This is a genomic window from Neisseria flavescens, from assembly GCF_001618065.1.
Classification (GTDB): Bacteria; Pseudomonadota; Gammaproteobacteria; order Burkholderiales; family Neisseriaceae; genus Neisseria; species Neisseria flavescens_A.
The window spans coordinates 1-25,157 of the sequence record NZ_LAEI01000010.1; the positions used below are offsets into that span (position 1 = coordinate 1).

Consider the following 25,157-nt stretch of genomic DNA (forward strand, 5'->3'; position numbering starts at 1 on the left):
GTTTCTTCTGCCGCGCCTAAGGCCGCGCAGCCTGCCGTGAAAAAATAAGCCTGACGGTTAACTGCCGTATATGCCGCCCCGAGGCCGAACCGCTGCCGGTTCGGGCTGACGGGCGGCTTTGTTTGGGCAGTGGCAATGAGAGTTTGGACCAGTGGGGGATTTCAGTGGGTAATAACTGAAAACAGCCGAATCCCTGTGCTTGGATCTCAGCTGTTGAGTACCGAGGGTTATTTTGCAAAGGTATAGGCCGTCTGAAAACTTGAAGGAAGCGGCCGTCTGTTAAATATGAGATAATGCGGGGGATTTCATGGGTGTGGTAGAAACATGGTTGAGACTGTCCGGTGGGAATCATGCCGGACAACGATGGAATCGGTTTGCTTGAAACGCCCGCCTGTTGCGGGCTTTTTTATGGGAAGGAACGGTCATGCCTAATCCGCTTTATCGGCAACATATTATTTCAATTTCAGATTTGACGACGGAGCAGCTCGAATTACTGCTTCAGACGGCCTTGAAGTTGAAAAAGCAGCCTCGTGAAGATTTGCTTGAAGGCAAATTGATTGGTTCGTGCTTTTTTGAACCGTCCACCCGTACGCGTTTGTCTTTTGAAACGGCGGTACAGCGTTTGGGTGGAAAAGTTATCGGTTTTTCCGATGGTGCCAATACCAGCGCGAAAAAGGGTGAAACGCTTGCAGATACTGCGAGGATTATTTCCAGCTATACGGATGCGATTATTCAGCGACACCCTAAAGACGGTGCGGCCCGTGTGGCGGCCGAGTTTTCGAGCGTACCTGTGATTAATGCCGGCGATGGTACCAACCAACATCCGAGCCAGACGCTTTTGGATTTGGTAACGATTTATGAAACACAAGGTAGTTTGAGCAATTTGAAGATTGCGATGGCCGGTGATTTGAAATATGGCCGTACGGTACACTCATTGTGTCAGGCATTGAAGCGTTGGGGTTGTGAGTTTGCATTTGTATCCCCTCCCAGCTTGGCGATGCCGGACTATATTATTGAAGAGCTGGAGGAGGCCGGTTGCCCTTACCAAGTTTTGTCCAGTTTGGAAGAAGCGGTCGAATGGGCGGATATTTTGTACATGACCCGCGTTCAGCGCGAACGTTTTGATGAGCAGGAATTTGCCAAAATCCAGGGTAAATTCAATCTTGATGCGTCAATGCTGGCAAATGCCAAACCCAATTTGCGCGTCTTGCATCCTTTACCGAGGGTAGATGAAATTCATCCAGATGTAGATAAAACACCTCATGCCTATTATTTTGAACAGGCAACCAACGGCGTGTATGCACGGATGGCGATTTTGTCTTTGGTATTGAACGAAGAAGTTTAAGGAGCGAAAGATGGAAAACTCAAAACTCAGCGTTGAAGCGATCGAACAAGGTACGGTGATTGATCATATTCCTGCCGGTAAAGGCTTGGCCATTTTAAGGCAGTTTAAGCTGCTGCATTATGGCAGTGCGGTTACGGTCGGCTTTAATTTGCCTAGCAAAACGCAGGGAAGCAAAGATATTATCAAAGTCAGCGGCGTATGGTTGGATGCCAACGCGGCCAACCGTTTGGCTTTATTTGCCCCTGAAGCGGTGGTAAACAAAATTGATCAGTTTAAAGTAATCGACAAACAGCATTTGTCATTGCCGGACGAAATCTCGGAAGTGTTCCGCTGCCCGAATACCAATTGTGCCAGTCATGGAGAGCCGGTCATCAGCCGTTTTTATGTCCGTTCACATAATGGTCAGACGCGGTTGAAATGCCATTATTGCGAAAAAACCTTCTCGCGCGATTCGGTTGCCGAAGCCTGATAAAAATCTCAGGCCGTCTGAAAATACGGCTATACGGTTTGAGTTGTCTGCTTGATACATCAGTTCCATAAAAAGCAAGATATTAAGCAAATTGCGTTAAAATTACGTTAAAATAATGCCTTCTGAGTTGATGACATCATTTACTCAAAAGGCATTATTTTTTATAACACGACACGAAATGTAGGAAAACTTATGCACTCATCCATACAAAGCCGGTTTGCCCCAATTTTATACGTTTTGATTTTCTTTGCCGGATTTTTGGCAGCACAAGTTTGGTTTAATCAGCAAGCCTATTTGACCAACCTTCCCCTCTTGGTCACTGCCATTTCTGCTGTTGCATTTGTTTGGTTGATTTGGGCTGTCGTCTCTGCGCGATCCAAAGCAAAAAGCAAGATGTTGCACCGTGAGCAGCTGATTCAAAAAGAGAGCATTCATCCCGTTTTGCATGCTACGTTGCAACGTTCTGACGGACAGACGGATTTATTGGTTTTGGTTGTCCGCAATAGCGGTAAGGGCTTGGCGAAGAATGTGCATTTCGAGGCAGAGGCTTTGCCGGATCACTTGCCGAGCAAGCTGGTTGCCGATGCAGTGATGCGCTTGGAGATGTTTTCCGGCGGTGTGGATATGCTGGCATCGGGCGAATTGTATGGCGGCGTGTTTGCAAGCATGTTGGCGCTTGCTGCCGAATTGCCGGATCAGACATTTGGCGGCGTGTTGAAACTGAAGGCCACTTATGAAAATGCCTTTGGCGATCAATGCACTTCTGAAAGCGTCTTGGATTTGAGCATATTGAATTTCAATTTGTCAGAAATTAAATCCAATGGTGAGCAAAAGCCCCGCAAGAAATTGTTGTATTGATATTCAAAATATGCAGGCTGTCTGAAACCGAAATACTTGTTTTCAGACGGCCTGTTGTTATTTTTCAAATGATTTTTGAAGAAAAAGAGGCGTATCGGGTATAATAATCAAAGAATTCGAAACGGATTGTCAGGATCGGCAAGCCGTCTCATCATTGTCGTATTTCAAAACCTTACTGATATTTTTTCAATAATCTGTTGCTATGTATCGGAACTTTTTCTGATGTTGGCACTGGCGAAATATTCCTTCAGCCATTTACTCTTAGGAAGCTGCTTATGTTAGTGTGTAATCCTTATGAAGTTGTGATCCATGGTACGACCAGCAAAGGCAAGATTTTCCGACCAAGCGACTGGGCGGAGCGCCTGTGCGGTATTTTGTCTTCCTTCACCAAAGACAACCGCCTTTCCTATTCGAATTGGGTGCGCCCGATTTTGGTGGACAATGTCCGTTGTGTGGCAGTCGATAAAAAACTGGAAGAAGACAATCCGCAAATGTTCCGTTTCTTGATGGATTTTGCAGCGGATAACGATTTGCGCGTGATTGACTGCAAAGCCTTACTCAAAGAGCAGGAAAGCAAGCAGCAGGGCGAAGTGCCGGTCGAGCGCGTTTTGTTGGCGCAGGCGATTGAAGAAAAACACGCCGCCGAGTGTGCGGAAGCGGCCAATGCGCAGCCTGAGCCTCAAGCTGCCGCGCCTGTGGTCGGCGTATTGCGTGAAATTCCACCGGAAGAAACTGCAACCGCTTTTGCGGCACTGAGCATTTTGCGTTCATCGTTGACCGATATTCATCGTTTTGTCGAACAAATCAACGAGCATCAGCGCAAAACCGGTTACCGCCTGTTGGGTATTTTTGAAGAAGGTAAACAAAATGCCGTGGCCGTATGCGGTTTCCATACTGCACATAACTTGGCCAGTGGTTACCATATCCATATTGATGATCTCGTAACCATGCCGCAATGCCGCCAAAAAGGCTATGCTTCACGCTTGTTGGAAGAAGTACGCAAAATCGGTGCGGAAACCGGCGCGACCAAAATCCATCTGAATGTCCATGTTAACCATGACCGTGCAGGTGCGCATCGTCTCTACTTTAAAAACGGATTTGAAATTTGCGCTTACCATTTCCGTTGCGATCCGAAATAATTTTTGTAGAAAGAGGGAATCCCATGTTGAAGATTTTGACTGCGACTGTTTTGGCACTGAGTTTGGCGGCCTGCGCATCAGGCAGCGGGCAAGGCAGCTCGCAAATGTATGGTGAGATTAAGGCCGGTGTAGAAACCAGCCATCAACGTTGAGATATATAATGACAAGGCCGTCTGAAATAGGTTTTCCTGTTTCAGACGGTCTTTTTGCAGCTTGATTAGAGGGTCGTGGAGGTGTCGTCAGCGGCAACAGTCCGATGCAGGCGATACCAATTGTACAGGCGCAAGATGCACAAGAAAGCGATGATGGGCATGCAGGCTGCGGTAACCAGATAACGCGGGTTGCTGAAGTTTAAAACGTTGTGCCCGGAAAGCAGCAACAAAGCGGCATGCAACCATTCCCACAAAGACGAAATGCTGAATGCCAAAACAGCCAACAGGCCGAGGGTTCGGAAAATACCAATGGGCAGGATTTGTCGGCGTAATACGGCGCGGTTGAGTTGGAACAAAACAATCAAACCGAAGCCGATAATGCAGACCATGCCGCCGTTAGCGACGATTTGCAGGCTGTTGAAGGCGATGTCGGGCGTAACGGAAATTGTACCGGACTGGTTGGCTGCGGTTTGTTGCAAATTTAAGCCTTGCATGACATTCAGGACGAAACCGTAGATCAGGTCAGCCAAAACGATGCCGATGGGTAGTGGAGTCAAAAAACGTTTCATGGATCAGTTGAGTATTCTATTAGTATGAGGGAGGCCGTCTGAAAATCAAAAATGACGACGTGAGAGTGTATTGTATCCGATAGGAAAGTAGGTTAATGCAAAAATAAATTTAGTTTAAGTCAGAAAATGATGTAATTTTACGCCAACATTATTGCATTAAGAGTACAATCTTCTCCATTATCAAACGTGAAATCAACAGGAAAGGACGTTTACATGAGCCAATTGCAACGTGATTTAACCCGTATCAGCCACAATACCAAAATTGTCGCCACATTGGGTCCGGGCAGCAACAATGTACAATTGTTGGAAGACATGATCCGTGTCGGCGGCCTTAATGTCGTCCGTTTCAATTTCAGCCACGGTACGCCGGAGTTTCATGAAGAAAATGCCCGTATCGTACGCGAAGCCGCGAAACGTGCGGGTCAGGAAATCGCCATTCTTGCCGACTTGCAAGGGCCTAAAATCCGCGTCGGCAAAATTGCCGGCGGCAGCATCGAGCTGAATAAAGATGAAACCTTGATTTTGGATGCCGCACTTGAAGGCGAAGGCACACGCGAAGCGGTGGGTTTGGACTACCGCGATTTGCCGAATGACGTCGTTGCCGGCGATGTTTTGTGGCTGGACGACGGCCTGTTGACTTTGACCGTTGAAGCGGTTGAAGGAAGTAAGATTATTACAAGGGTAGAAAATAGCCATGTGCTGAAAAGTAACAAAGGTATCAATAAACGCGGCGGCGGCCTGTCTGCCGGTGCGTTGACTGAAAAAGACTTTCGTGACCTGAAAACGGCGATTGCCATCGGTTGCGACTACCTCGCCATCAGCTTTGTAAAATCCGCCGAAGATTTGCACACTGCACGCGCCAAAGTCGAAGAAGAAATGAAAGGCAGTACAGCCGTACGCCCCGGTTTGGTTTCCAAAATTGAGCGCGTAGAAGCCATTGAAAATCTGGACGAAATCATCCTCGCCAGCGACGGTATTATGGTTGCCCGCGGCGACTTGGCAGTGGAAGTCGGCCATGCCGCCGTACCCGCACTGCAAAAACGCATGATCCGCCGCGCCCGTGAGTTGCGCCGCTTCAGTATTACGGCAACTCAAATGATGGAATCGATGATTACCAACCCCGTACCGACCCGCGCCGAAGTCAGTGACGTGGCCAACGCAGTATTGGACGGTACCGATGCGGTGATGTGTTCCGCCGAAACCGCCGTCGGCGCGTATCCGTTTGAAACTGTCAGCCAAATGGCGATTATTTGTGCGGCTGCGGAAAAAGAACAAGATTCGCTCAACGGTGTTGCCGAACAGGTCGAGTATCCCGAAGCCGTCAGCACCAACTTGGCGATTGCAGGCGGTGCGGTCAGCGTAGCGCGAGCAGTTCACGCCAAAGCCATCGTTGCCCTGACTGAAAGCGGTTCGACCGCCTTCGAAGTCAGCCGCCACAACATCACCCTGCCGATTTTTGCCCTGACGCCGAGTGTTTTAGCGCAACGCCGCATGGCGATGTACCGCGGTGTACGTCCGTTGATTTTGGCAACCAGTACCGATCACGATACCGCGCTGAACGAAGTGGAAGCCATGCTGGTAGAACACAAAATCCTCCAAAGCGGCGACCAATACATCATCACCAGCGGTTCGCAAATGCGCGAATCCGGTTCGACCAATACGCTGGAAGTGTTGCAGGTTAAATAATTGCAGTGATCCGATGATTGGAAAAGCAGGCTGTTTTAGCCTGCTTTTTTTGTGTAAAAAAAAGAAAAGATTAGGCAAAAATAATGATGTAGTATAGAATTGAGTGCCTATACTAAATCAATAAAGGACGTTTCAGACGGCCTTTTTCTTTGTCCGCTACTTTCACGGTAAACCAAAATGATTCATTTCAATCTGAAAAAAACAGCATTTATTTTAAGCGCAGCACTGTTCTCTACCGCCGTCCAGGCCTCCGGCTACCACTTCGGCACACAATCCGTTAACGCACAAGGCACGGCCAACGCCGCCGCCGCCGAAGCCGCCGATGCCTCAACTATTTTCTACAACCCGGCCGGTTTGAGCAAAATCGACAGCAGCCAAATTTCCGTCAACGCCAATATCGTTTTCCCAAGCATTCATTATGAGGCGGAATCTGCGAAACACTTCCGCACGGGTGCCGATGTCAGCGGCTCGACCAGCGGCAAAATTACCGAAACCACCGTTGCTCCACACGTTTATGGCGCGTACAAAGCCAGCGACGATGTAACTTTGGGTTTGGGCGTGTACGTTCCTTTCGGTTCGGCAACCGAATACGAAAAAGATTCCGTCTTACGCCACAACATCAACAAACTGGGTTTAACCACCATAGCCATCGAGCCGGTAGTCGCGTGGAAACTGAATGAGCAACACGCCGTCGGTGCCGGTTTGATTGCCCAATATTCCAAAGCCGAATTGCGCAAATACTCCGACTGGGATGCTTCCGGCGCCATCAGCCTGTTGGCAAGCGGCTTGGCTTCCCGTCAAGCAGGCCGTCCCGTTGCTGTCGATGCGACCGGCAAGGCTGACGGTCATGCCGATGTAAAAGGCCACGATTGGGGTTTCGGCTACCAACTGGCGTGGATGTGGGACATCAACGAGCGCGCACGCGTGGGTGTGAACTACCGCTCCAAAGTATCGCATACGTTGAAAGGTACTGCCGATTGGGAAGCTGACGGCGCATATGCAAAACGCGCTTGGGATTTGGGTGCAATGGCTGCACGCGGTTATGTGCCGAACGAAAAAGCCAGCGTAAAAATCGTTACGCCTGAGTCTTTGTCTGTTCACGGTATGTACCGCGCCACCGACAAAACCAACCTGTTCGGCGATGTGACTTGGACGCGCCACAGCCGCTTCAACAAAGCCGAGCTGGTGTTTGAAAATACCAAAAACGTTGTCAACGGCAAATCCGACCGTACCGTCATTACGCCTAACTGGCGCAATACTTATAAAGTTGCATTCGGCGGCTCTTACCAAGTTACCGAACCATTGCAACTGCGTGCAGGTATCGCTTTCGACAAATCGCCGGTTAAAAGCGCCGAAGACCGCATGAACAGCCTGCCTGACGGCAACCGTATCTGGTTCTCCGTCGGTGCCAAATATCAACTGGGTAAAAACCATGTTATCGATGCGGCGTACAGCCATATCCACATCAATGACACGGTTTACCGCACCGGCAAAGCCAGCGGCAACGACGTGGATAGCCGCGGTGCATCCTCTGCTCGTTTCAAAAACAAAGCGGACATCTTGGGCTTGCAATACACTTACAAATTCAAATAATCGGATTTGAGTTGTGGATAAAAAGGCCGTCTGAAGATTTCAGACGGCCTTTTTGATTGGCAGGAACAGATGGAACAATCAACAGGCAATAAATGGCGTGCCGTGCTTTTCATATTTCTGATTGGAATGGTAGAACGGAAAGACGATAGAAAAGGAGATAGCCGATTACCGACTTGAGAAATAAGATATTGTTTGCGCTTTAAAACGGCATGTTACAGATTTTATTTATTCTGATGGGCAGCAATCAAAAGGCCGTCTGAAAACAGGTTTTCAGACGGCCTTTATTTGCCGGATGGCTGCTAAGAAAGCTCAATCAGCTGCGGACTTCTAGTTCGATTTCTCTTTCCTGTTCGTCTTCGGCCGGTTTGTCCATGGTTTTTTCATCGGCCATATTGTCCAAATCGCGGCCGGGTTCGGAGGCGGTATCGCCGATGGAAACGCTGTTCAGGCTTTCCAAAATAATGGCTGAGGCCAGATGGTCGGATGTGCGGTACACCATTGCCAAGCCGATTTCTTCCGCCGGAATGGAAACCAATTCAACCGTATCTTTGTCTTTCGGCTTGCGAATCAGGTTGTTGGACAGATTGACACGGACTTGACGGCCGCGTTTGTAGAGGCTGACCACCGTGCCTTTGTCCAGGCCGTCGAGTTCGCCTTTATCCAAAGTAATGGTTTGGAACTGGCCGGCTTCGCCCACGCCGTCGAAGATGGAAACGACTTTGGCCTGAATCGGACGGGTAGGGGCGTGAGGCATAACATTGAAGCTGTCGAGGCCTTCTGGCAGTTTCAGCAGATAGTCGTCTTTGCGGATTTCGGAAACGGCTTCTTCAATAACCAAAGGTTGCGCGGACTGGGTGCGCAGCTTCATGGCTTTGGTGACTTGGGTGTAATACTCGTTGCTTTTGAGTTTTTCGTCAGAAGCGCGGGTACGGTTTTCCAAGGCGGAGTCGGTATAAGGCAGCGTGTTGGCGATGCCGCTGAACACGACTTCTTGGCCGAGGAATTTGCCGGTTTCCGGATCAGTGATGTTTTTATTGACGCGGTAGGTCAGGTAGCGGCCGGGTTCGGTCAGGCCGTATGCGTACACGCGGTTGCCTTGGGTGTAGAGGACGCGGTTGTCGGGGCCTGCAATCAGGCGCGGCGCGTTGGCGGTTTCTTCCGGAGCGATAATCTGCGGATGTTTCATGAACATGCGGTAGAGGTTGACGTTGACGGTCGGAATGCCGTAGCCGGAAGTTTCGCGTACGCGCGGATGCAGTTTGATCACGGGAATGCCGTCTGAACGGGTTTGAGCGTGTTCAAAACCCAGTCGCGGCTGGCCGTTGACGTAGCGTAAAACCAACACCTGACCCGGATAGATCAGATGCGGATTGCGGATGGCGTTGCGGTTGGCGCCCCAAAGGCGGTTCCATTGCCACGGGCTGTACAGATATTTGCCGGAAATACCCCACAAGGTATCGCCGTTTTTAACGACGTAGCGTTGCGGCGCATTGGGGCGGATTTTTAAAGAAGCTGCCTGAGTGTGGGCAGAAATAGCCATGCCTGCCATGCAAAGCAGGGTTATAATACGTTGTTGCATAACCGTTCCCCTTGAAATCGGTTTGGTTTGTCTTCAGATGATAAACAGAGAAGGCTGGAGTTTGCGAAACTGCCGCCCATTCATCAATACGATAACGAATGGCCTCTGTCGCGCTATCTTAACATTTTTCGGCGTTATTTTAGCATTGAATGTTGCTGTCATGACAGGAGATTGTGGTGGCGGAAACCAAATCTGTATGAAAATCACACATCAGTTTTATAAAACGAGAATATTATGGCTTTACTGAACATCCTCCAATACCCTGACGAGCGTTTGCACACGGTCGCCAAACCTGTTGAAAAAATCGACGAGCGCATCCAGACATTGGTTGCCGATATGTTTGAAACCATGTACGAAGCACGCGGTATCGGCTTGGCGGCCACTCAGGTCGACGTACACGAGCGCATTGTCGTGATGGATTTGACCGAAGACCGCAGCGAGCCGCGCGTGTTCATCAATCCCGTCATTGTCGAAAAAGACGGCGAGACGACTTACGAAGAAGGCTGTCTTTCCGTGCCGGGCATTTACGATACCGTGACCCGTGCCGAGCGCGTCAAAGTCGAGGCTTTGAACGAAAAAGGCGAGAAATTCACGCTGGAAGCAGACGGCCTGCTGGCAATCTGCGTGCAGCACGAATTGGACCACCTGATGGGCATCGTGTTTGTCGAACACTTGTCGCAGCTGAAACAAGGCCGAATCAAAACCAAACTGAAAAAACGTCAGAAACACACCATCTGACCTGCGCATCGCTTAAAGGCCGTCTGAAAAGACAAAACAGAAGGCAGACTTCGGTTTTCAATCTTTCAGACGGCCTTTTCAGCTGAAACAGTTTGCCCAACGCGCCCATTCAAACCATTTCCACAAGGACACAACATGAAAGTCATCTTCGCTGGTACGCCCGATTTTGCCGCCGCCGCCTTGAAAGCCATCGCCGCCGCAGGTTTTGAAATTCCGCTGGTGCTGACCCAGCCCGACCGCCCCAAAGGCCGCGGTATGCAGTTGACCGCATCGCCGGTTAAACAGGCTGCCTTGGAATTAGGTTTGACCGTGGCGCAGCCGGAAAAGTTGCGCAATAACGCCGAAGCCCTGCAAATGCTTAAAGATACGGGCGCGGATGTGATGGTAGTGGCCGCGTATGGCTTGATTTTGCCGCAGGATGTGTTGGATACGCCCAAACACGGCTGCCTCAATATCCACGCTTCGCTGTTGCCCCGTTGGCGCGGCGCGGCACCGATTCAACGTGCGATTGAAGCCGGCGATGCCGAAACCGGCGTGTGCATCATGCAGATGGACATCGGCTTGGACACCGGCGCAGTGATCAGCGAACACCGCTACGCCATTCAACCTATGGATACTGCCAACGAAGTGCATGACGCGCTGATGGGTTTGGGTGCCGAAGCGATTGTTGCCGACTTACAGCGTCTGCAGGCGGAAGGCCGTTTGAACGCGGTCAAACAGCTTGAAGAAGGCGTTACCTACGCCCAGAAATTGAGCAAAGAAGAAGCGCGTATCGATTGGAACGAGTCCGCGGACATTATCGAACGCAAAATCCGCGCCTTTAACCCTGTACCTGCCGCGTGGGTCGAGTATCAAGGCAAACCGATGAAAATCTGGCGTGCCGAAGTCGTGGCCAAACAGGGTAAGGCAGGCGAAGTATTGTCTTGCACTTCAGACGGCCTGCTGGTGGCGTGCGGTGAAAATGCGCTGAACATTACCGAATTGCAGCCTTCCGGCAGCAAACGCATGAGCATACAGGCATTTGCGGCAGGCAGAACGATTGAAGTCGGAACGGTTTTGTAACAGGCTGGAAATCAACGTAGAGGAAAGAAGACAATGGCTGTTTTTGAAGTGGTCGAGGGCGATATTACCCGATTGGCAGTCGATGCGATTGTCAATGCCGCCAATTCATCGCTGTTGGGCGGTGGCGGCGTGGACGGTGCAATACACCGCGCTGCTGGCAAAGAGCTGCTGGATGAGTGCCGCACTTTGGGCGGTTGCCGCACAGGCGAAGCCAAAATAACCCAAGGCTATCGTTTGCCTGCGCGTTTTGTCATTCATACGGTCGGGCCGGTATGGTTTGGCGGACAACAAAATGAAGAGGCCAAATTGGCACAATCCTATGCCCATTCCTTGCTGCTTGCCCAGAAACACAATCTCCACAGTATCGCCTTTCCGTGCATCAGTACCGGTGTGTACCGCTTCCCGGCCGAAGCCGCCGCGCGTATCGCTTTGGAGAGTTTGAAACAAACTCTGCCTCAATGTCCGGCAGTGGAAAAAATCATCTTTTGCTGTTTTTCCAAAACAGATGCCGAATATTATCGGGCATTGCTGGCAGCCGAACAGGCCGTCTGAAATCCGCCGAACACTTGAAATCAAATATAAATCAGAAAGCAAAAATATGAGTATGTCCCTCGCCCAAAAACTGGCCGCCGACAGCGTTGCCGCGGTTGCCGAAGGGCGCAATCTTCAGGATGTCTTGGCGGAAATCCGCGCGGCGCATCCGCAGCTGACGGCGCAGGAAAACGGCGCGTTGCAGGATATTGCCTACGGTTGCCAGCGTTATTTAGGCAGTTTGAAGTATATGCTTGGTCAAATGCTGAAGAAGCCGATTGACAATCCGCAGCTTGAAAGCCTGCTTTTGGCGGCGATGTACCAACTGCATTACACGCGCAATGCGCCTCATGCCGTGGTTAATGAGGCGGTGGAAAGCATTGCCAAAATCGGCCGCGGCCAGTTCCGCTCGTTTGCCAATGCGATTTTGCGCCGCTTTTTGCGTGAACGCGACAAGCTCGCGGCTTCCTGCAAAAAAGACGATGTGGCGAAACACAACCTGCCGCTGTGGTGGGTGGCTTACTTGAGAAACCATTATCCGAAACATTGGCACAACATCACCACCGCGCTGCAATCGCATCCGCCGATGACTTTGCGCGTCAACCGCCGACACGGCAATGCCGAAAGCTATTTGGAAAAACTGGCTACGGAAGGTATTCCGGCCAGGGCGTTGGACGAATACGCCGTGATGTTGGAAGAAGCCGTGCCGGTAAGCCGCCTGCCCGGTTTTTCAGACGGCCTGGTATCGGTGCAGGATTTTGGTGCGCAACGTGCTGCCTATTTATTGAACCCGAAAGACGGCGAACGCATTCTCGATGCCTGTGCGGCACCGGGCGGCAAGACAGGCCATATCTTGGAACTGGCAGATTGTCATGTTACCGCTTTGGATATAGACGAAGGCCGTCTGAACAGGGTGAAGAGCAACCTTGACCGTTTAGGCTTTCAAACGGCCTCTTTGGCTTGTGCCGATGCGCAGGACTTGACAGCGTGGTATGATGGCAAGACCTTTGACGCTGTCTTGGCCGATGTGCCGTGTACCGCTTCGGGCGTGGCACGGCGCAATCCCGACGTCAAATGGCTGCGCCGGCCGACCGATGCCGTCAAAACCGCACGCCAACAGGAAGCATTATTAGACGCGCTGTGGCAGACCCTGACGAAAAACGGCAGGATGTTGCTGGCTACCTGCTCGGTCTTTGTCGAAGAAAACGACGGTCAGTTGCAAAAATTCCTTAACCGCCATGCCGATGCCGAGTTGATCGAATCGCATGTGCTTTTACCGAACAAACATCAAGATGGCTTTTATTACGCGCTTATTAAAAAGCAGTAAAACGCTGATTGTGCCACTCTTGCTCGCCGTGTCGCTGAATGCGGCGGGCGAGGGCATCAGTGCGACCCGTGCCGAGGCAAAGCTGACCCATGCCGGACAGCTTTCCGTCAGCAGCCGTTTCCGCACCGATCTGCCCGACCAGCTTAAAGAAGCACTCAAACAGGGCGTCCCCCTGCATTTCAATTTGAGTTGGCAGCTATCAGCGCCGTCCATGTCGTCTTATAAATTCAAGTTCGACCAGCTGCTCAACAACGACAGCACGATTCAATACAAATTGTCCTTCCATCCGCTGACCAACCGCTATCGCGTTACCGTCGGTACGTTTTCTACCGAGTACGATACGCTTGAGACTGCCTTGCGCGCAGTGGGCGCAGTCGCGAATTGGAAGGTTTTGTCCAAGGGTGCGCTGAGTGATGTGGCCGCCAAAGACACGAAGGCTGAAATCCGCCTGCTGCTGACAACCGCCAAGCTGCCCAAACCGTTCCAAATCAATGCCCTGACGTCTAAAAACTGGCATTTGGATTCGGGTTGGAAATCCTTGTCGGTCGTGCAGGAGTAAACCATGCGCCGCTTTCTTCTGATTGCCGCCGTATTCGCCGTTGTTTTGTTGTACGGTCTGACTGTTGCAACGGGCAGCAGCAACGTATTGTCCGATTACTTCTGGTGGATTGTCGCCTTGTGCGGTTTGCTGTTGCTGGTGTTGGCGGCGGTGTTGGTGCGCTATGTCGTGCTTTTGATGCGCGACAACAGCAAAAGCGTGTTCGGTTCGCAGATTGCACGTCGGCTGTCGGGGATGTTTACTTTGGTTGCCGTATTGCCGGGCGTGTTTTTGTTCGGTATTTCCGCCCAGTTTATTAACGGTACGATTAATTCTTGGTTTGGCAACGATACCCATGAGGCTCTAGAGCGCAGCTTAAATTTAAGCAAATCCGCGCTGAACTTAGCGGTGGACAACGCTGTCAGCAACGCCACGCCGGTGCAGATCGACTTAATCAGCGCTGCTTCGCTGGACGGCAACTTGGGGCAAACGCTGGCCCAATCAGCGCTTACTGCCGACTTTGCCCAGCTGGCGCTTTATAACGCGTCTACCCATAAAGCCGAGAAAAGCATCAATCCCCTGAAACTAAATCAACCCGAGCTTAACAAAGAAGGATGGGAGCAGCTGGAGCAGACCGGTTCGGTGCGCAGCTTGGAAAACATCGGCGGCGTGCTGTATGCTCAAGGTTGGATGCTGGTCGGTACGCATAAAAATCAGGATTATGCGTTGTTTTTCCGGCAGCCGATTCCGAAAGATGTTGCCCAAGATGCGACGCTGATTGAAGCGGCCCGCGCCAAATACGCTGAGCTGAGTTATACCAAAAAGGGCCTGCAAACCTTTTTCCTATCCACGCTGTTGGTCGCGACATTGTTGGCCATTTTTTTGGCGCTGGTGATGGCTTTGTATTTTGCCCGCCGTTTTGTGGCACCGGTGTTGTCGTTGGCAGAGGGCGCACGGGCGGTGGCTCAGGGCGACTTCAGCCAGACCCGGCCGGTATTCCGCAATGACGAGTTCGGCCGTTTGACCCAATTGTTCAACCACATGACCGAGCAATTATCGATTGCCAAAGAGGCGGACGAGCGCAACCGTTTGCGCGAAGAAGCCGCCCGCCATTATTTGGAATGCGTGTTGGAAAGTTTGACCACTGGCGTGATTACTTTGGATGCCGATGGCCGTCTGAAAACCTTTAACAAAGCCGCCGAACAGATTTTGGGCGTTTCGCTGGTGTCTTTGTGGGGCAGCAATTGGCATCAATGGCACGGCAAATCGCCGCAGCAAACCCTGTTGGCCGATGTGTTTGCCGCCATTAATGAAACCGCCGACAGCGACAAACCCGTCCAAGTCGAATATGCCGCGCCCGATGATGCCCGAATCTTATTGGGCAAGGCCACCATCCTGCCGGAAGACAACGATAACGGCGTGGTGATGGTGATTGATGACATTACCGTCTTGATGCGGGCGCAAAAAGAGGCCGCATGGGGCGAAGTGGCGAAACGTTTGGCGCACGAAATCCGTAATCCGCTCACGCCTATCCAGCTTTCCGCCGAGAGATTGGCATGGAAATTGCATGATAAACTTGATGAACAAGACGCCCAAATCCTCAGCCGTTCAACCGATACCATTGTCAAACAGGTGGCCGCGCTGAAAGAAATGGTCGAAGCGTTCCGCAATTATGCGCGTGCGCCGTCGCTGAATTTAGAAAAACAAGATTTAAACGGTTTGGTGTCGGAAGTCTTGGTATTATATGAGGCCGGTGTGTGCAAGTTTAATGCACGGCTCAGCGCCGACGCCCTGCCGATTGTTGCCGATACGACGGCGATGCGCCAAGTGTTGCATAACCTATTTAAGAATGCCGCAGAAGCGGCAGAGTCGGACGAAGTGCCGCAAGTAAACGTAGAAACAGGGCGCGAAGGCGGACAGGTTTTCCTGACCGTCTGCAACAACGGCAAAAGTTTCAGCAAAGAAATGCTGCACAATGCTTTTGAGCCGTACGTTACCGACAAACCGACAGGAACAGGGCTGGGTTTGCCCGTTGTGAAAAAAATTATCGAGGAGCATGGCGGCCGTATCAGCCTGAGCAATCAGAACAGCGGCGGCGCGTGCGTCAAAATAGCTTTACCGGAAATGGCAGAAACTTATGCGAAGCAGTGATATTTTGATTGTAGATGATGAAGTAGGCATCCGCGACCTGCTCTCCGAAATCCTTCAAGACGAAGGCTATACCGTTACTTTGGCTGAAAATGCCGAAGAAGCGCGCCAATTGCGTTATCAAACGCGTCCGGCCATGGTATTGCTGGACATTTGGATGCCCGATTGCGACGGCATCACTTTGTTGAAAGAGTGGGCGAAAAACGGCCAACTCAATATGCCTGTGGTGATGATGAGCGGCCATGCCAGTATTGACACCGCGGTTGAAGCCACCAAAATCGGCGCGCTTGATTTTCTGGAAAAACCGATTGCCCTGCAAAAACTCTTGTCCGCAGTAGAACGCGCCTTGAAACATGGCGAAGTTCAGACGGCCTCCGGCATGACTTTGGACAAACTGGGCAACAGCTCCGTCATTCAAGAAATGAACGGCAGCATTGAAGCGGCCGCCAAACACAACCGCCCGCTGTTGTTGGCCGGTGAGGCAGGCTCGCCGTTTGAGATTGTCGCCCGCTATCTGCACAAAAGCAGTACGCCTTGGGTGGCAACCGACCGTGTCGAACACATTGTCGATACGCCGATGGAGCTGTTGCAAAAGGCATCAGGCGGCATTTTGTATGTTGGCGATATTGCCCGTTACAGCAAAAACATCCAAAACGGCATTGCTTTCTTGCTGGAGAAAGCCGACCGCTACAATGTCCGTGTAATCGCTTCATGCGGCTTTAAACGCGGTGAGAGCGCCGATGACGTCGTTGCCGGCCGACTGGCGGAGCTGTTGAAAGAGCGTATCAATGTTCCTTCTTTGCGCAGCCAACCGGACGACATCGTCTTTTTAATCAACCGCATTATGACCGATTTGGCCGAAAGTCAAAAAATCCAGCCGGTAAAATTCAGCGACAGCGCGTTGGTGGTTTTGCGCCAATACGATTGGCCGGGCAATTACGACCAGCTTGCCGAAACGGTGAAAAACATCATGTTGGAGTCGGACGGCAAAGAAGTGGACGAGCAGGCTGTTGCCGTGGCTTTGGGTCAGAAGGAAAACGCGACGGCAACAGAAATCATCGGCGGCTTCAATTTCAATATGCCTTTGCGCGAATTGAGGGAAGAAGTCGAGCGCCGCTACTTTGAGTACCACATCGCCCAAGAAGGCCAAAATATGAGCCGCGTGGCGCAAAAGGTCGGTTTGGAGCGTACACACCTTTACCGCAAACTCAAACAACTCGGTATCAGCGTATCGCGCCGCAGCGCCGACAAATCCGAAGAATAAGCGCAATATCGGTTCAAACACAAAAGAGGCCGTCTGAAAGCCATCAGGTTTTTCAGACGGCATCGTCATTTGACAGTTTGCTTAGACAAGCAATACTTTATAAAAATAATAATATGGCTAGGCATTGTTATTTTGCCTTTTAAGCCGACAGAAGTTTTATATCAATAAAATTTTCAGACGGCCTTGATTTACTTCAGGCCGTCTGAAAAAAACATTATGAAAAGGGAACAGATTGATGACGGAAAACGAGCGTTTTGCTTGGTTGCAACTGGCATTTACGCCCTATATCGGCGCAGAAAGTTTTTTGGTACTGTTGCAGCAATTCGGTAGTGCACAAGCTGCCTTGAATGCGCCGGCAGATAGAATAGCCGCGTTGGTGCGCCATAAACAGGCTGCCGAGTCATGGAGTAATGCGGACAAACGGGCTTTGGCGCAGCAGTCTGCCGAAGCCGCTTTACAATGGGAAATGCAGGACGGTTGCCGTCTGTTGCTGCTGCAAGATGATGATTTCCCCGAAATGCTGACACAAGGCATTACCGCGCCGCCGGTCTTGTTTTTACGCGGCAATGCAGGGTTGCTGCACACACCGTCTGCCGCGATTGTCGGCAGTCGCCATGCCACGCCGCAGGCAATGCGGATTGCCAAAGATTTCGGCAGGGCATTGAGTGAAAAAGGCATTCCCGTCGTATCGGGTATGGCTTCGGGTATCGATACCGCCGCCCATCAAGGCGCATTGCAGGCAGATGGCGGTACCATTGCCGTCTGGGGAACCGGTATAGACCGCATTTATCCGCCGTCCAATAAAAACCTTGCTTATGAAATTGCTGAAAAAGGATTGATTGTCAGCGAGTTCCCTTTAGACACGCGTCCGTTTGCAGGCAATTTTCCGCGCCGCAACCGTCTGATTGCCGCGTTATCGCAGCTGACATTGGTGGTTGAGGCGGCATTGGAATCCGGCTCATTGATTACCGCCAAGCTGGCGGCGGAGATGGGGCGCGAAGTGATGGCGGTGCCCGGTTCGATAGACAATCCGCACAGTAAAGGCTGTCACAAGCTGATTAAAGACGGGGCAAAACTGGTGGAATGTCTGGACGATATTCTCCATGAGTGTCCGCAGCTATTGCAAAATACGCCTGTTCCATCATATTCTATAAATAAGACGGTAAAACTGAAAAACGATCAAACCAAACATCTGCAACAAAAAACAATAGCGGATGAACCGCAAAGGCCGTCTGAAAACCTATCTGCCGCCCCATCAACAAGCGCTTTATTGGAAGCAATGGGTTACGACCCGATACACCCCGATATTTTAGCGCAACAAACCAATACGGCAGCGGCAGACGTGTACGCACAGCTTTTGGAATACGAACTTGACGGTATCGTTGCCGCCTTACCGGGCGGCCGTTATCAGCGTGTCAAAGCATAAATTATCTATATTTAAGGAACCAGCATGACCGAAGTCATTGCCTATTTAATCGAACACTTCCAAGATTTCGACAATTGTCCGCCTCCGGAGGACTTGGGTCGCCTCTTGGAAGATGCGGGTTTTGATGCTACGGAAATCGGCAATACATTGATGATGATGGAAGTCTTGTTCAATACGTCCGAATTCTATGCCGAGCCGTTTAACAGCGACTCCCTGCGCGTATTCTGTCGTGAAGAAGCTGAAAACCTGCCGCAGGAAGTCATGGGCTTGATGCAATATTTGGTTACCGAACACGCAATTACTTATGAGCAACGCGAAATCGTCATTCACGCTCTGATGCACATTCCATCGGACGAAATTACCCTCGATACCGCCAAAGTGTTGGTATTGTTGGTGTTGTGGATGCACAAGAGCGAATTGCCCGTCCTGATAGGCGATGACTTGATGAGTGCGTTGACCGGACAAAACGTGATGCACTAAACCTTTTTTCAGACGGACTCAATAATAAAGGCCGTCTGAAACATAAATCCAATACATCCAAAAGAGAACAACAATGGCGAAAAACCTATTAATCGTCGAATCCCCGTCCAAAGCCAAAACCCTGAAGAAATATCTGGGCGGTGATTTTGAAATCTTGGCGTCTTACGGCCACGTCCGCGATTTGGTTCCGAAAAGCGGAGCAGTCGATCCCGACAATGGCTTTGCCATGAAATACCAATTGATCAGCCGCAACAGCAAACACGTTGATGCCATCGTTGCCGGTGCCAAAGAAGCTGAAAACATCTACCTCGCAACCGACCCGGATAGGGAAGGCGAAGCCATTTCTTGGCATCTTTTGGAAATCCTCAAATCCAAACGCGGCCTGAAAAACATCAAGCCGCAGCGTGTCGTGTTCCACGAAATTACCAAAAACGCCGTGCTCGATGCCGTTGCCCATCCGCGCGAAATCGAAATGGACTTGGTCGATGCGCAACAAGCCCGCCGCGCTTTGGACTATCTGGTTGGTTTCAACCTCTCGCCGTTGTTGTGGAAAAAAATCCGCCGCGGTTTGAGCGCAGGCCGCGTACAAAGCCCTGCTTTGCGTTTGATTTGCGAACGCGAAAACGAAATCCGAGCGTTTGAAGCGCAGGAATATTGGACGGTACATCTCGACAGCCACAAAGGCCGCAGTAAGTTTACCGCCAAACTGGCCCAATACAACGGTGCGAAACTCGAACAATTCGACCTGCCGAACGAAGCCGCTCAAGCCGAAGTGTTGAAAGAACTCGAAGGCAAAGAGGCCGTCGTTACCGCCATTGAAAAGAAAAAGCGCAGCCGCAATCCTGCCGCGCCGTTCACCACTTCTACCATGCAGCAGGATGCCGTGCGCAAACTCGGCTTCACCACCGACCGCACCATGCGTACCGCCCAACAGCTTTATGAAGGTATAGACGTAGGGCAGGGCGCCATCGGTCTGATTACCTATATGCGTACCGACAGCGTGAATTTGGCTGATGAAGCATTAACCGAAATCCGCCATTACATCGAAAACAAAATCGGCAAAGAATATCTGCCAAGTTCGGCCAAGCAGTACAAAACCAAATCCAAAAACGCCCAAGAAGCCCACGAAGCGATCCGTCCGACTTCCGTGTACCGCACGCCCGAAAGCGTCAAACCCTTCCTGAGCGCAGACCAGTTCAAACTGTACCAAATGATTTGGCAGCGCACCGTCGCCTGTCAGATGACGCCCGCCAAATTCGACCAAACCACCGTCGATATTACCGTCGGCAAAGGCGTATTCCGCGTAACCGGACAAGTGCAGACTTTCGCAGGCTTCTTGAGCGTGTATGAAGAAAGCAGCGACGACGAAGAGAGTGAAGACAGCAAAAAACTGCCCGAAATGAGCGAAGGCGACAAATTGCCCGTGGACAAACTCTACGGCGAACAACACTTCACCACTCCGCCGCCACGTTACAACGAAGCCACGCTGGTTAAAGCCCTCGAAGAATACGGCATCGGTCGCCCCTCGACCTACGCCAGCATCATCTCCACGCTCAAAGACCGCGAATACGTTACCCTTGAACAAAAACGCTTCATGCCCACCGACACAGGCGACATCGTCAATAAATTCTTGACCGAACACTTCGCCCAATACGTCGATTACCACTTTACCGCCAAACTCGAAGACCAGCTTGACGAAATTGCCAACGGCAAACGCCAATGGATTCCCGTGATGGACAAATTCTGGAAGCCGTTTATCAAGCAAGTGGAAGAAAAAGAGGGCATCGAACGCGCCAAATTTACCACGCAGGAACTTGACGAAACCTGCCCGAAATGCGGCGAACACAAACTGCAAATCAAATTCGGCAAAATGGGTCGTTTCGTTGCGTGTGCCGGCTATCCTGAATGCAGCTACACGCGCAATGTCAACGAAACCGCCGAAGAAGCCGCCGAGCGCATCGCCAAAGCCGAAGCCGAGCAAGCCGAACTCGATGGGCGCGAATGCCCTAAATGCGGCGGTCGCCTAGTGTACAAATACAGCCGTACCGGCAGCAAATTCATCGGTTGCGCCAACTATCCGAAATGCAAACATGTCGAGCCGCTGGAAAAACCCAAAGACACCGGCGTCCAATGCCCGCAATGCAAAAAAGGCAACCTCGTCGAGCGCAAATCCCGCTACGGCAAACTGTTTTACAGTTGCAGCACCTATCCCGACTGCAACTACGCCACTTGGAACCCGCCCGTCGCCGAAGAATGCCCGAACTGCCATTGGCCGGTACTGACCATCAAAACCACCAAACGCTGGGGTGTGGAAAAAGTCTGCCCGCAAAAAGAATGCGGCTGGAAAGAACAGATTGAACCGCCTGCGCCGAAAGAGTGAAGTTAGGTTAGTTTAAAATAGGAAATGCCGTCTGAAAAGTTTTCAGACGGCACTCCCATAAACAGAAAAGCCTTACTTATTCGATTGAAACTTTCTGCAAACTTCTACATTAATCCGTATAAAGTTCTGCCAAGATATTTGTTCAGATAAATGGGCGCGGTAATAATCCTCCACACGGCAAACCAAAGGGCGAGTTGCATAGATAGAACACAACATTGTATTTTCATTAAAATGTTGACATATACCGTCTCCGCGATCCAGCCATGCGGTTTGTTCGCTTAGACTGACCCTTTGACAACACAAACCGCAGGCGGAACAAGGAAAGGGTTCGGAGGTCAAAACTCAATCACCTTTACATCATCGTTTTTCAGTGACAAAATTAGCTTATCGACCTGTTGCAGCGGAGAATCCTTGGCAATATTCACAATGCCGTTTATTGCCGTATCAATAACATTGATATTGCCGGCCTCAATCCCTTTGTCCAGTGCATTGAATAAACCGTCAATCATCTCGCGGCGTTCCCGAAACGTATTTTCCAAATACAGCCGCAAAATTTCCTGCTGATTTTTCAACTCCTTCAAACGGACATCTTTCCATGCACCGATTGCCTCACGTTTGGTTTTCTCTTGGGCTGCGATCTTTTTGTATTCGTTGTGTGCTTCCAAAATGCGGGTAAACGAGCTTGTTGCGGCTTCCAAAGGAATAGCTGTGGGGACTTTCGTCGGAACAACTTTGTCGAGAATTTGGATTTTACTCATACTTCTGCCCCAAGTTCAATATTCAAATAACCTTCACATTTATGCCTGATATTGGGAGCAGGCGAACCATCATCCTCCATAATGGGCGTATTCATCAGGTTTTTGATGGCTTTGCCAATAACCAGCATAGCGTGAAAATTAGGATCATCGATGCTGTTTACACGAACCTGCTCAAAGCGTCCGATCATTTTTTTCAAAGTCTGTTTCATCTCTTTTGCATTATCTTGCAGGCCTTTGAGCCCTTCGGCGATCAAATCCATTTCGGCAACGGCTTCATCGATTTGGGCTTCATATTTTCGTGCTTCCGTCAGGGCTTCTTCCGCTTTACTGGCCAGCATAAATCCGCCGACTGCTAAAGCTGGGCCTGCAACGATACCGCCCAAAGCCACCATTCCTCCTGCCATTCCGAACCCACCTGCAGATAATGCGCCACCGCCAAGCCAGGCAAGGGTTGCATTGGTTGCAGCAGCTCCGGACAGAGTAGAGATGGCTGTACCTGTAGAAGCAGTTGCAATCAAAGGAACTGCACCATACGCTCCAAAACCGGCCAATGCCCCAGTAATAGCACTACTACCGAAATTAGTGCTTAGTTCCAATGATGTTTGCACCATTGTTTCCATTTCTTTCAGCTCTGTAACGTCAAATGTACTGTTAAAGCCGGAAAGTTCGCTTTTGACATGTTTATTGTTAGTGCTGTGTAATATTTGTATGATATGGTTGATTTGATTTTTAAAAATCTCTACCTTTAATCTCCCCAATTTTTCAAAGCAGTCGTTAGTTTCCTCTTTGGTTTCATCTAATTCCTCCTGCCTTTTCTTGTAACGGCGTTCTGCCCGTTCGCCTATTTCCTTGGCGTTGTTAATATCGCTGATTGCTCCTGCTCCTTTAACAACGCCTGTTGCGGCAAGGGTAGCAGCTGCGCCCCAAAGTAAAATTGGAATGGCCATATTTAAGTTACTCTCTTTAAAATTTATTAAAAATATAGTAAAAATTTTAATACTTGATAAAACCTTGGGGATTGTATTCAGAATGAATTTTCCTCTCCAGTAACTCAAAGTTTGAAATCTACTCTAATAATTCAATCATCTATACAGAAAGTTTAGTCTATGGAAACTCACGAAAAGATCCGCTTGATACGCGAATTAAATAAATGGTCTCAGGAAGAAATGGCGGAAAAGTTAGCCATGTCTGCCGGTGGATACGCTAAGATTGAGCGAGGTGAGACACAATTGAATATTCCAAGACTAGAGCAGTTGGCGGCTATCTTTAAAGTAGATATGTGGGATTTGTTGAAATCGGGTAATAACGGGATGGTTTTACAGATTAATGAAGGAGACAGTGGAGGCGATATCGCTTTATATGCTTCAAGTGATATGGCTATGAAATTGGAGTTGTTGAATCAGGAGTTAAAACATTGCCGGGAAATGCTGGAGCAGAAGGATAAGGAAATTGAGTTGTTGAGACAGCTGGCTGCTTCTGTGCAGAAGTAAAAGCTAAGGCCGTCTGAAAAATGATTTTCAGACGGCCTTTTTGTTTCTAAAAGAATAGAGTGAAATACGGCTTGATGGCAGTTTCACTATATAATTGAGGCCGTCTGAAAACTCGGCATCTTTTTAAGAATTATGGCAAACAACAAACATTCCAAACACAGCAATCAAGTACGTATCATCGGTGGGCAATGCAGGGGACGAAAGTTAACATTTTTATCTGCAGATGGTCTGCGTCCGACGCCTGACAGTGTACGTGAAAAACTGTTTAATTGGCTGGGCCAGGATTTAACCGGCAAAACAGTATTGGATTTATTCAGCGGCAGTGGTGCTTTGGGAATGGAGGCCGCTTCTCGTAATGCGGCAAAAGTGGTAATGGTCGATAACCACCGCCAAACTGTTCAAACGCTTCAGAAAAATATCCGTGAATTAGGTTTGAAACAGGTGGAAATTGAGTGTTCAGACGGCATGGCTTATCTAACAAGGCCGTCTGAAAAATTTGATGTCGTATTTCTTGATCCGCCGTTTGCATGGGAAGATTGGCAAAATCTGTTTATCCGATTGCAAAGCCACTTGAAAAATGGGGCAATGGTCTATATTGAAGCAGGGAAGTTGCCTGAAAAACCGGATTGGCTGGAAATTTATCGGGAAGGAAAGGCGGGAATGAGTAGGTTTGAATTGTTACTCTATTCGCAAGTTGCTGAATAGTATAGAATTTGAGAATCATTCCCAAGGTGTAAAACATTCTTTCAAACGGATTGTTCCGACGTCATTTGTGCTATAATCCGCGCCCAATCGGTTTTGATAATTTAAGAAAAAAGGAAATAGAAATGTCGCTCTTTATTACAGATGAGTGCATTAACTGCGATGTGTGCGAACCGGAATGCCCTAATGATGCCATTTCGCAAGGTGAAGAAATTTACGAAATTAATCCAAATTTGTGTACTCAATGTGTAGGCCATTACGATGAGCCTCAGTGCCAACAGGTATGTCCTGTCGACTGTATCTTGATCGATGAAGAGCATCCTGAAACGCACGAAGAACTGATGGCGAAGTACGAAAAAATCATTCAGTTTAAATAAATAGTGTTTAAAAGCAAAAGCTTGGATATTTTTAAAGAAATAAATGAAAAAAAATCTTGACGGAAATCTGAGTTGCCAATAAACTAGCGTTCTCTTTTGGAGGGATTCCCGAGCGGTCAAAGGGGGCAGACTGTAAATCTGTTGCGTGAGCTTCGAAGGTTCGAATCCTTCTCCCTCCACCAAAAATTCTTACTTGGAGCAAAAAAGTGAGTATGCGGGTGTAGCTCAATGGTAGAGCAGAAGCCTTCCAAGCTTACGGTGAGGGTTCGATTCCCTTCACCCGCTCCAAACAATTTCGCCCATGTAGCTCAGGGGTAGAGCACTCCCTTGGTAAGGGAGAGGTCGGCAGTTCAAATCTGCCCATGGGCACCATCTCATTATTACCCTTTCTTTCAAAAGCTTAGATTATAGGATATTGCCATGGCTAAGGAAAAATTTGAACGTAGCAAACCGCACGTAAACGTTGGCACCATCGGTCACGTTGACCATGGTAAAACCACTCTGACTGCTGCTTTGACTACTATTTTGGCTAAAAAATTCGGTGGC

General features: G+C 49.8%; 26 protein-coding genes and 3 tRNA genes. 24 read left to right on the top strand and 5 right to left on the bottom strand.

Annotation, left to right across the window (positions count from 1 at the left end; all coding sequences use genetic code 11):
* The first annotated feature begins 424 nt into the window (after positions 1-424).
* From pyrB to TW89_RS11930, 5 genes are all read left to right on the top strand, one after another.
* The gene (gene pyrB, locus TW89_RS02520; protein WP_128580448.1) at positions 425-1,345 is read left to right on the top strand and encodes an aspartate carbamoyltransferase; all 921 of its coding nucleotides are present in this window, start codon (positions 425-427) and stop codon (positions 1,343-1,345) included.
* A 10-nt stretch (positions 1,346-1,355) separates the two neighbouring features.
* Positions 1,356-1,814 carry an aspartate carbamoyltransferase regulatory subunit gene (gene pyrI / locus TW89_RS02525; protein ID WP_003684689.1) on the top strand — a complete coding sequence of 153 codons (459 nt, stop codon included), beginning with the start codon at positions 1,356-1,358 and terminating at the stop codon, positions 1,812-1,814.
* Positions 1,815-2,006: 192 nt separating this feature from the next.
* Entirely contained in the window at positions 2,007-2,672 is a 666-nt protein-coding gene (locus tag TW89_RS02530; RefSeq protein ID WP_128580449.1) for a hypothetical protein, read from the top strand.
* A 275-nt stretch (positions 2,673-2,947) separates the two neighbouring features.
* Entirely contained in the window at positions 2,948-3,811 is an 864-nt protein-coding gene (locus TW89_RS02535) for a GNAT family N-acetyltransferase (RefSeq protein WP_128580450.1), read from the top strand.
* A gap of 23 nt (positions 3,812-3,834) precedes the next feature.
* Entirely contained in the window at positions 3,835-3,963 is a 129-nt protein-coding gene (locus TW89_RS11930) for a hypothetical protein (RefSeq protein WP_283114317.1), read from the top strand.
* A gap of 65 nt (positions 3,964-4,028) precedes the next feature.
* On the opposite strand, the gene TW89_RS02540 is transcribed toward TW89_RS11930, so the two are convergent.
* On the bottom strand, positions 4,029-4,532 hold the full coding sequence (locus TW89_RS02540) for a hypothetical protein (protein ID WP_128580451.1): 504 nt from the start codon (positions 4,530-4,532) through the stop codon (positions 4,029-4,031).
* A gap of 213 nt (positions 4,533-4,745) precedes the next feature.
* Here TW89_RS02540 and pyk point away from each other — a divergent pair, with 213 nt between their 5' ends.
* Positions 4,746-6,218 carry a pyruvate kinase gene (gene pyk, locus TW89_RS02545; RefSeq protein ID WP_128580452.1) on the top strand — a complete coding sequence of 491 codons (1,473 nt, stop codon included), beginning with the start codon at positions 4,746-4,748 and terminating at the stop codon, positions 6,216-6,218.
* A 177-nt stretch (positions 6,219-6,395) separates the two neighbouring features.
* Positions 6,396-7,811 carry an OmpP1/FadL family transporter gene (locus TW89_RS02550; RefSeq protein WP_128580453.1) on the top strand — a complete coding sequence of 472 codons (1,416 nt, stop codon included), beginning with the start codon at positions 6,396-6,398 and terminating at the stop codon, positions 7,809-7,811.
* A gap of 313 nt (positions 7,812-8,124) precedes the next feature.
* Here TW89_RS02550 and TW89_RS02555 read toward each other — a convergent pair whose 3' ends face one another.
* On the bottom strand, positions 8,125-9,390 hold the full coding sequence (locus TW89_RS02555; RefSeq protein ID WP_128580454.1) for a LysM peptidoglycan-binding domain-containing protein: 1,266 nt from the start codon (positions 9,388-9,390) through the stop codon (positions 8,125-8,127).
* 234 nt (positions 9,391-9,624) lie between these two features.
* Between TW89_RS02555 and def the strand changes: the two genes are divergently transcribed.
* From def to topA, 10 genes are all read left to right on the top strand, one after another.
* Positions 9,625-10,128 (top strand): peptide deformylase, encoded by a 504-nt coding sequence (def, locus tag TW89_RS02560; protein ID WP_003678675.1) that lies wholly within the window; start codon positions 9,625-9,627, stop codon positions 10,126-10,128.
* A 135-nt stretch (positions 10,129-10,263) separates the two neighbouring features.
* Entirely contained in the window at positions 10,264-11,190 is a 927-nt protein-coding gene (fmt, locus tag TW89_RS02565) for a methionyl-tRNA formyltransferase (RefSeq protein ID WP_128580455.1), read from the top strand.
* A gap of 33 nt (positions 11,191-11,223) precedes the next feature.
* Positions 11,224-11,742 (top strand): O-acetyl-ADP-ribose deacetylase, encoded by a 519-nt coding sequence (locus TW89_RS02570; protein ID WP_128580456.1) that lies wholly within the window; start codon positions 11,224-11,226, stop codon positions 11,740-11,742.
* 46 nt (positions 11,743-11,788) lie between these two features.
* Complete coding sequence (gene rsmB / locus TW89_RS02575) at positions 11,789-13,048, top strand: 16S rRNA (cytosine(967)-C(5))-methyltransferase RsmB (RefSeq protein WP_128580457.1); 1,260 nt, start codon at positions 11,789-11,791, stop codon at positions 13,046-13,048.
* Positions 13,014-13,607, top strand: a complete 594-nt coding sequence (locus TW89_RS02580; protein ID WP_004520180.1) for a DUF4390 domain-containing protein — start codon at positions 13,014-13,016, stop codon at positions 13,605-13,607. Before rsmB ends, TW89_RS02580 begins: the two co-directional genes overlap by 35 nt.
* Positions 13,608-13,610: 3 nt before the next feature.
* Positions 13,611-15,737 carry a sensor histidine kinase gene (locus TW89_RS02585; protein WP_128580458.1) on the top strand — a complete coding sequence of 709 codons (2,127 nt, stop codon included), beginning with the start codon at positions 13,611-13,613 and terminating at the stop codon, positions 15,735-15,737.
* Positions 15,724-16,998, top strand: coding sequence for a sigma-54-dependent transcriptional regulator (locus TW89_RS02590; protein WP_128580459.1), 1,275 nt, complete (start codon positions 15,724-15,726; stop codon positions 16,996-16,998). The genes TW89_RS02585 and TW89_RS02590 overlap by 14 nt, the downstream gene beginning before the upstream one ends.
* Positions 16,999-17,233: 235 nt before the next feature.
* A complete protein-coding gene (dprA, locus tag TW89_RS02595; RefSeq protein ID WP_128580460.1) occupies positions 17,234-18,424 on the top strand; it encodes a DNA-processing protein DprA in 1,191 nt (396 codons plus the stop codon).
* Positions 18,425-18,448: 24 nt separating this feature from the next.
* Positions 18,449-18,904 carry a DUF494 family protein gene (locus TW89_RS02600; RefSeq protein ID WP_003679497.1) on the top strand — a complete coding sequence of 152 codons (456 nt, stop codon included), beginning with the start codon at positions 18,449-18,451 and terminating at the stop codon, positions 18,902-18,904.
* 73 nt (positions 18,905-18,977) lie between these two features.
* The gene (topA, locus tag TW89_RS02605) at positions 18,978-21,284 is read left to right on the top strand and encodes a type I DNA topoisomerase (protein ID WP_128580461.1); all 2,307 of its coding nucleotides are present in this window, start codon (positions 18,978-18,980) and stop codon (positions 21,282-21,284) included.
* Positions 21,285-21,356: 72 nt separating this feature from the next.
* Here the strand turns inward: topA and TW89_RS02610 are convergent, their stop codons facing one another.
* The 3 genes from TW89_RS02610 to TW89_RS02620 are packed head-to-tail and all read right to left on the bottom strand — an operon-like array spanning position 21,357 to position 23,097.
* Positions 21,357-21,623 carry a YkgJ family cysteine cluster protein gene (locus TW89_RS02610; protein WP_083306168.1) on the bottom strand — a complete coding sequence of 89 codons (267 nt, stop codon included), beginning with the start codon at positions 21,621-21,623 and terminating at the stop codon, positions 21,357-21,359.
* Positions 21,620-22,042 carry a hypothetical protein gene (locus TW89_RS02615; RefSeq protein WP_070607430.1) on the bottom strand — a complete coding sequence of 141 codons (423 nt, stop codon included), beginning with the start codon at positions 22,040-22,042 and terminating at the stop codon, positions 21,620-21,622. The genes TW89_RS02610 and TW89_RS02615 overlap by 4 nt, the downstream gene beginning before the upstream one ends.
* The gene (locus TW89_RS02620) at positions 22,039-23,097 is read right to left on the bottom strand and encodes a hypothetical protein (protein ID WP_283114324.1); all 1,059 of its coding nucleotides are present in this window, start codon (positions 23,095-23,097) and stop codon (positions 22,039-22,041) included. The genes TW89_RS02615 and TW89_RS02620 overlap by 4 nt, the downstream gene beginning before the upstream one ends.
* A gap of 51 nt (positions 23,098-23,148) precedes the next feature.
* On the opposite strand from TW89_RS02620, the gene TW89_RS02625 reads away from it, so the two are divergent.
* The 7 genes from TW89_RS02625 to TW89_RS02655 form a co-directional block, all read left to right on the top strand.
* Entirely contained in the window at positions 23,149-23,532 is a 384-nt protein-coding gene (locus tag TW89_RS02625; RefSeq protein ID WP_128580462.1) for a helix-turn-helix domain-containing protein, read from the top strand.
* Between the two features lie 132 nt (positions 23,533-23,664).
* The gene (rsmD, locus tag TW89_RS02630) at positions 23,665-24,237 is read left to right on the top strand and encodes a 16S rRNA (guanine(966)-N(2))-methyltransferase RsmD (protein ID WP_128580463.1); all 573 of its coding nucleotides are present in this window, start codon (positions 23,665-23,667) and stop codon (positions 24,235-24,237) included.
* Positions 24,238-24,359: 122 nt separating this feature from the next.
* A complete protein-coding gene (locus TW89_RS02635) occupies positions 24,360-24,611 on the top strand; it encodes a YfhL family 4Fe-4S dicluster ferredoxin (RefSeq protein WP_003679513.1) in 252 nt (83 codons plus the stop codon).
* A 98-nt stretch (positions 24,612-24,709) separates the two neighbouring features.
* Positions 24,710-24,793, top strand: a tRNA-Tyr gene (locus TW89_RS02640).
* Between the two features lie 32 nt (positions 24,794-24,825).
* Positions 24,826-24,899: transfer RNA gene (locus TW89_RS02645), tRNA-Gly, on the top strand.
* Between the two features lie 9 nt (positions 24,900-24,908).
* Positions 24,909-24,983, top strand: a tRNA-Thr gene (locus TW89_RS02650).
* 48 nt (positions 24,984-25,031) lie between these two features.
* Positions 25,032-25,157 (top strand): GTP-binding protein (locus tag TW89_RS02655; RefSeq protein ID WP_002259029.1); only part of this gene is annotated, 126 nt, incomplete at its 3' end.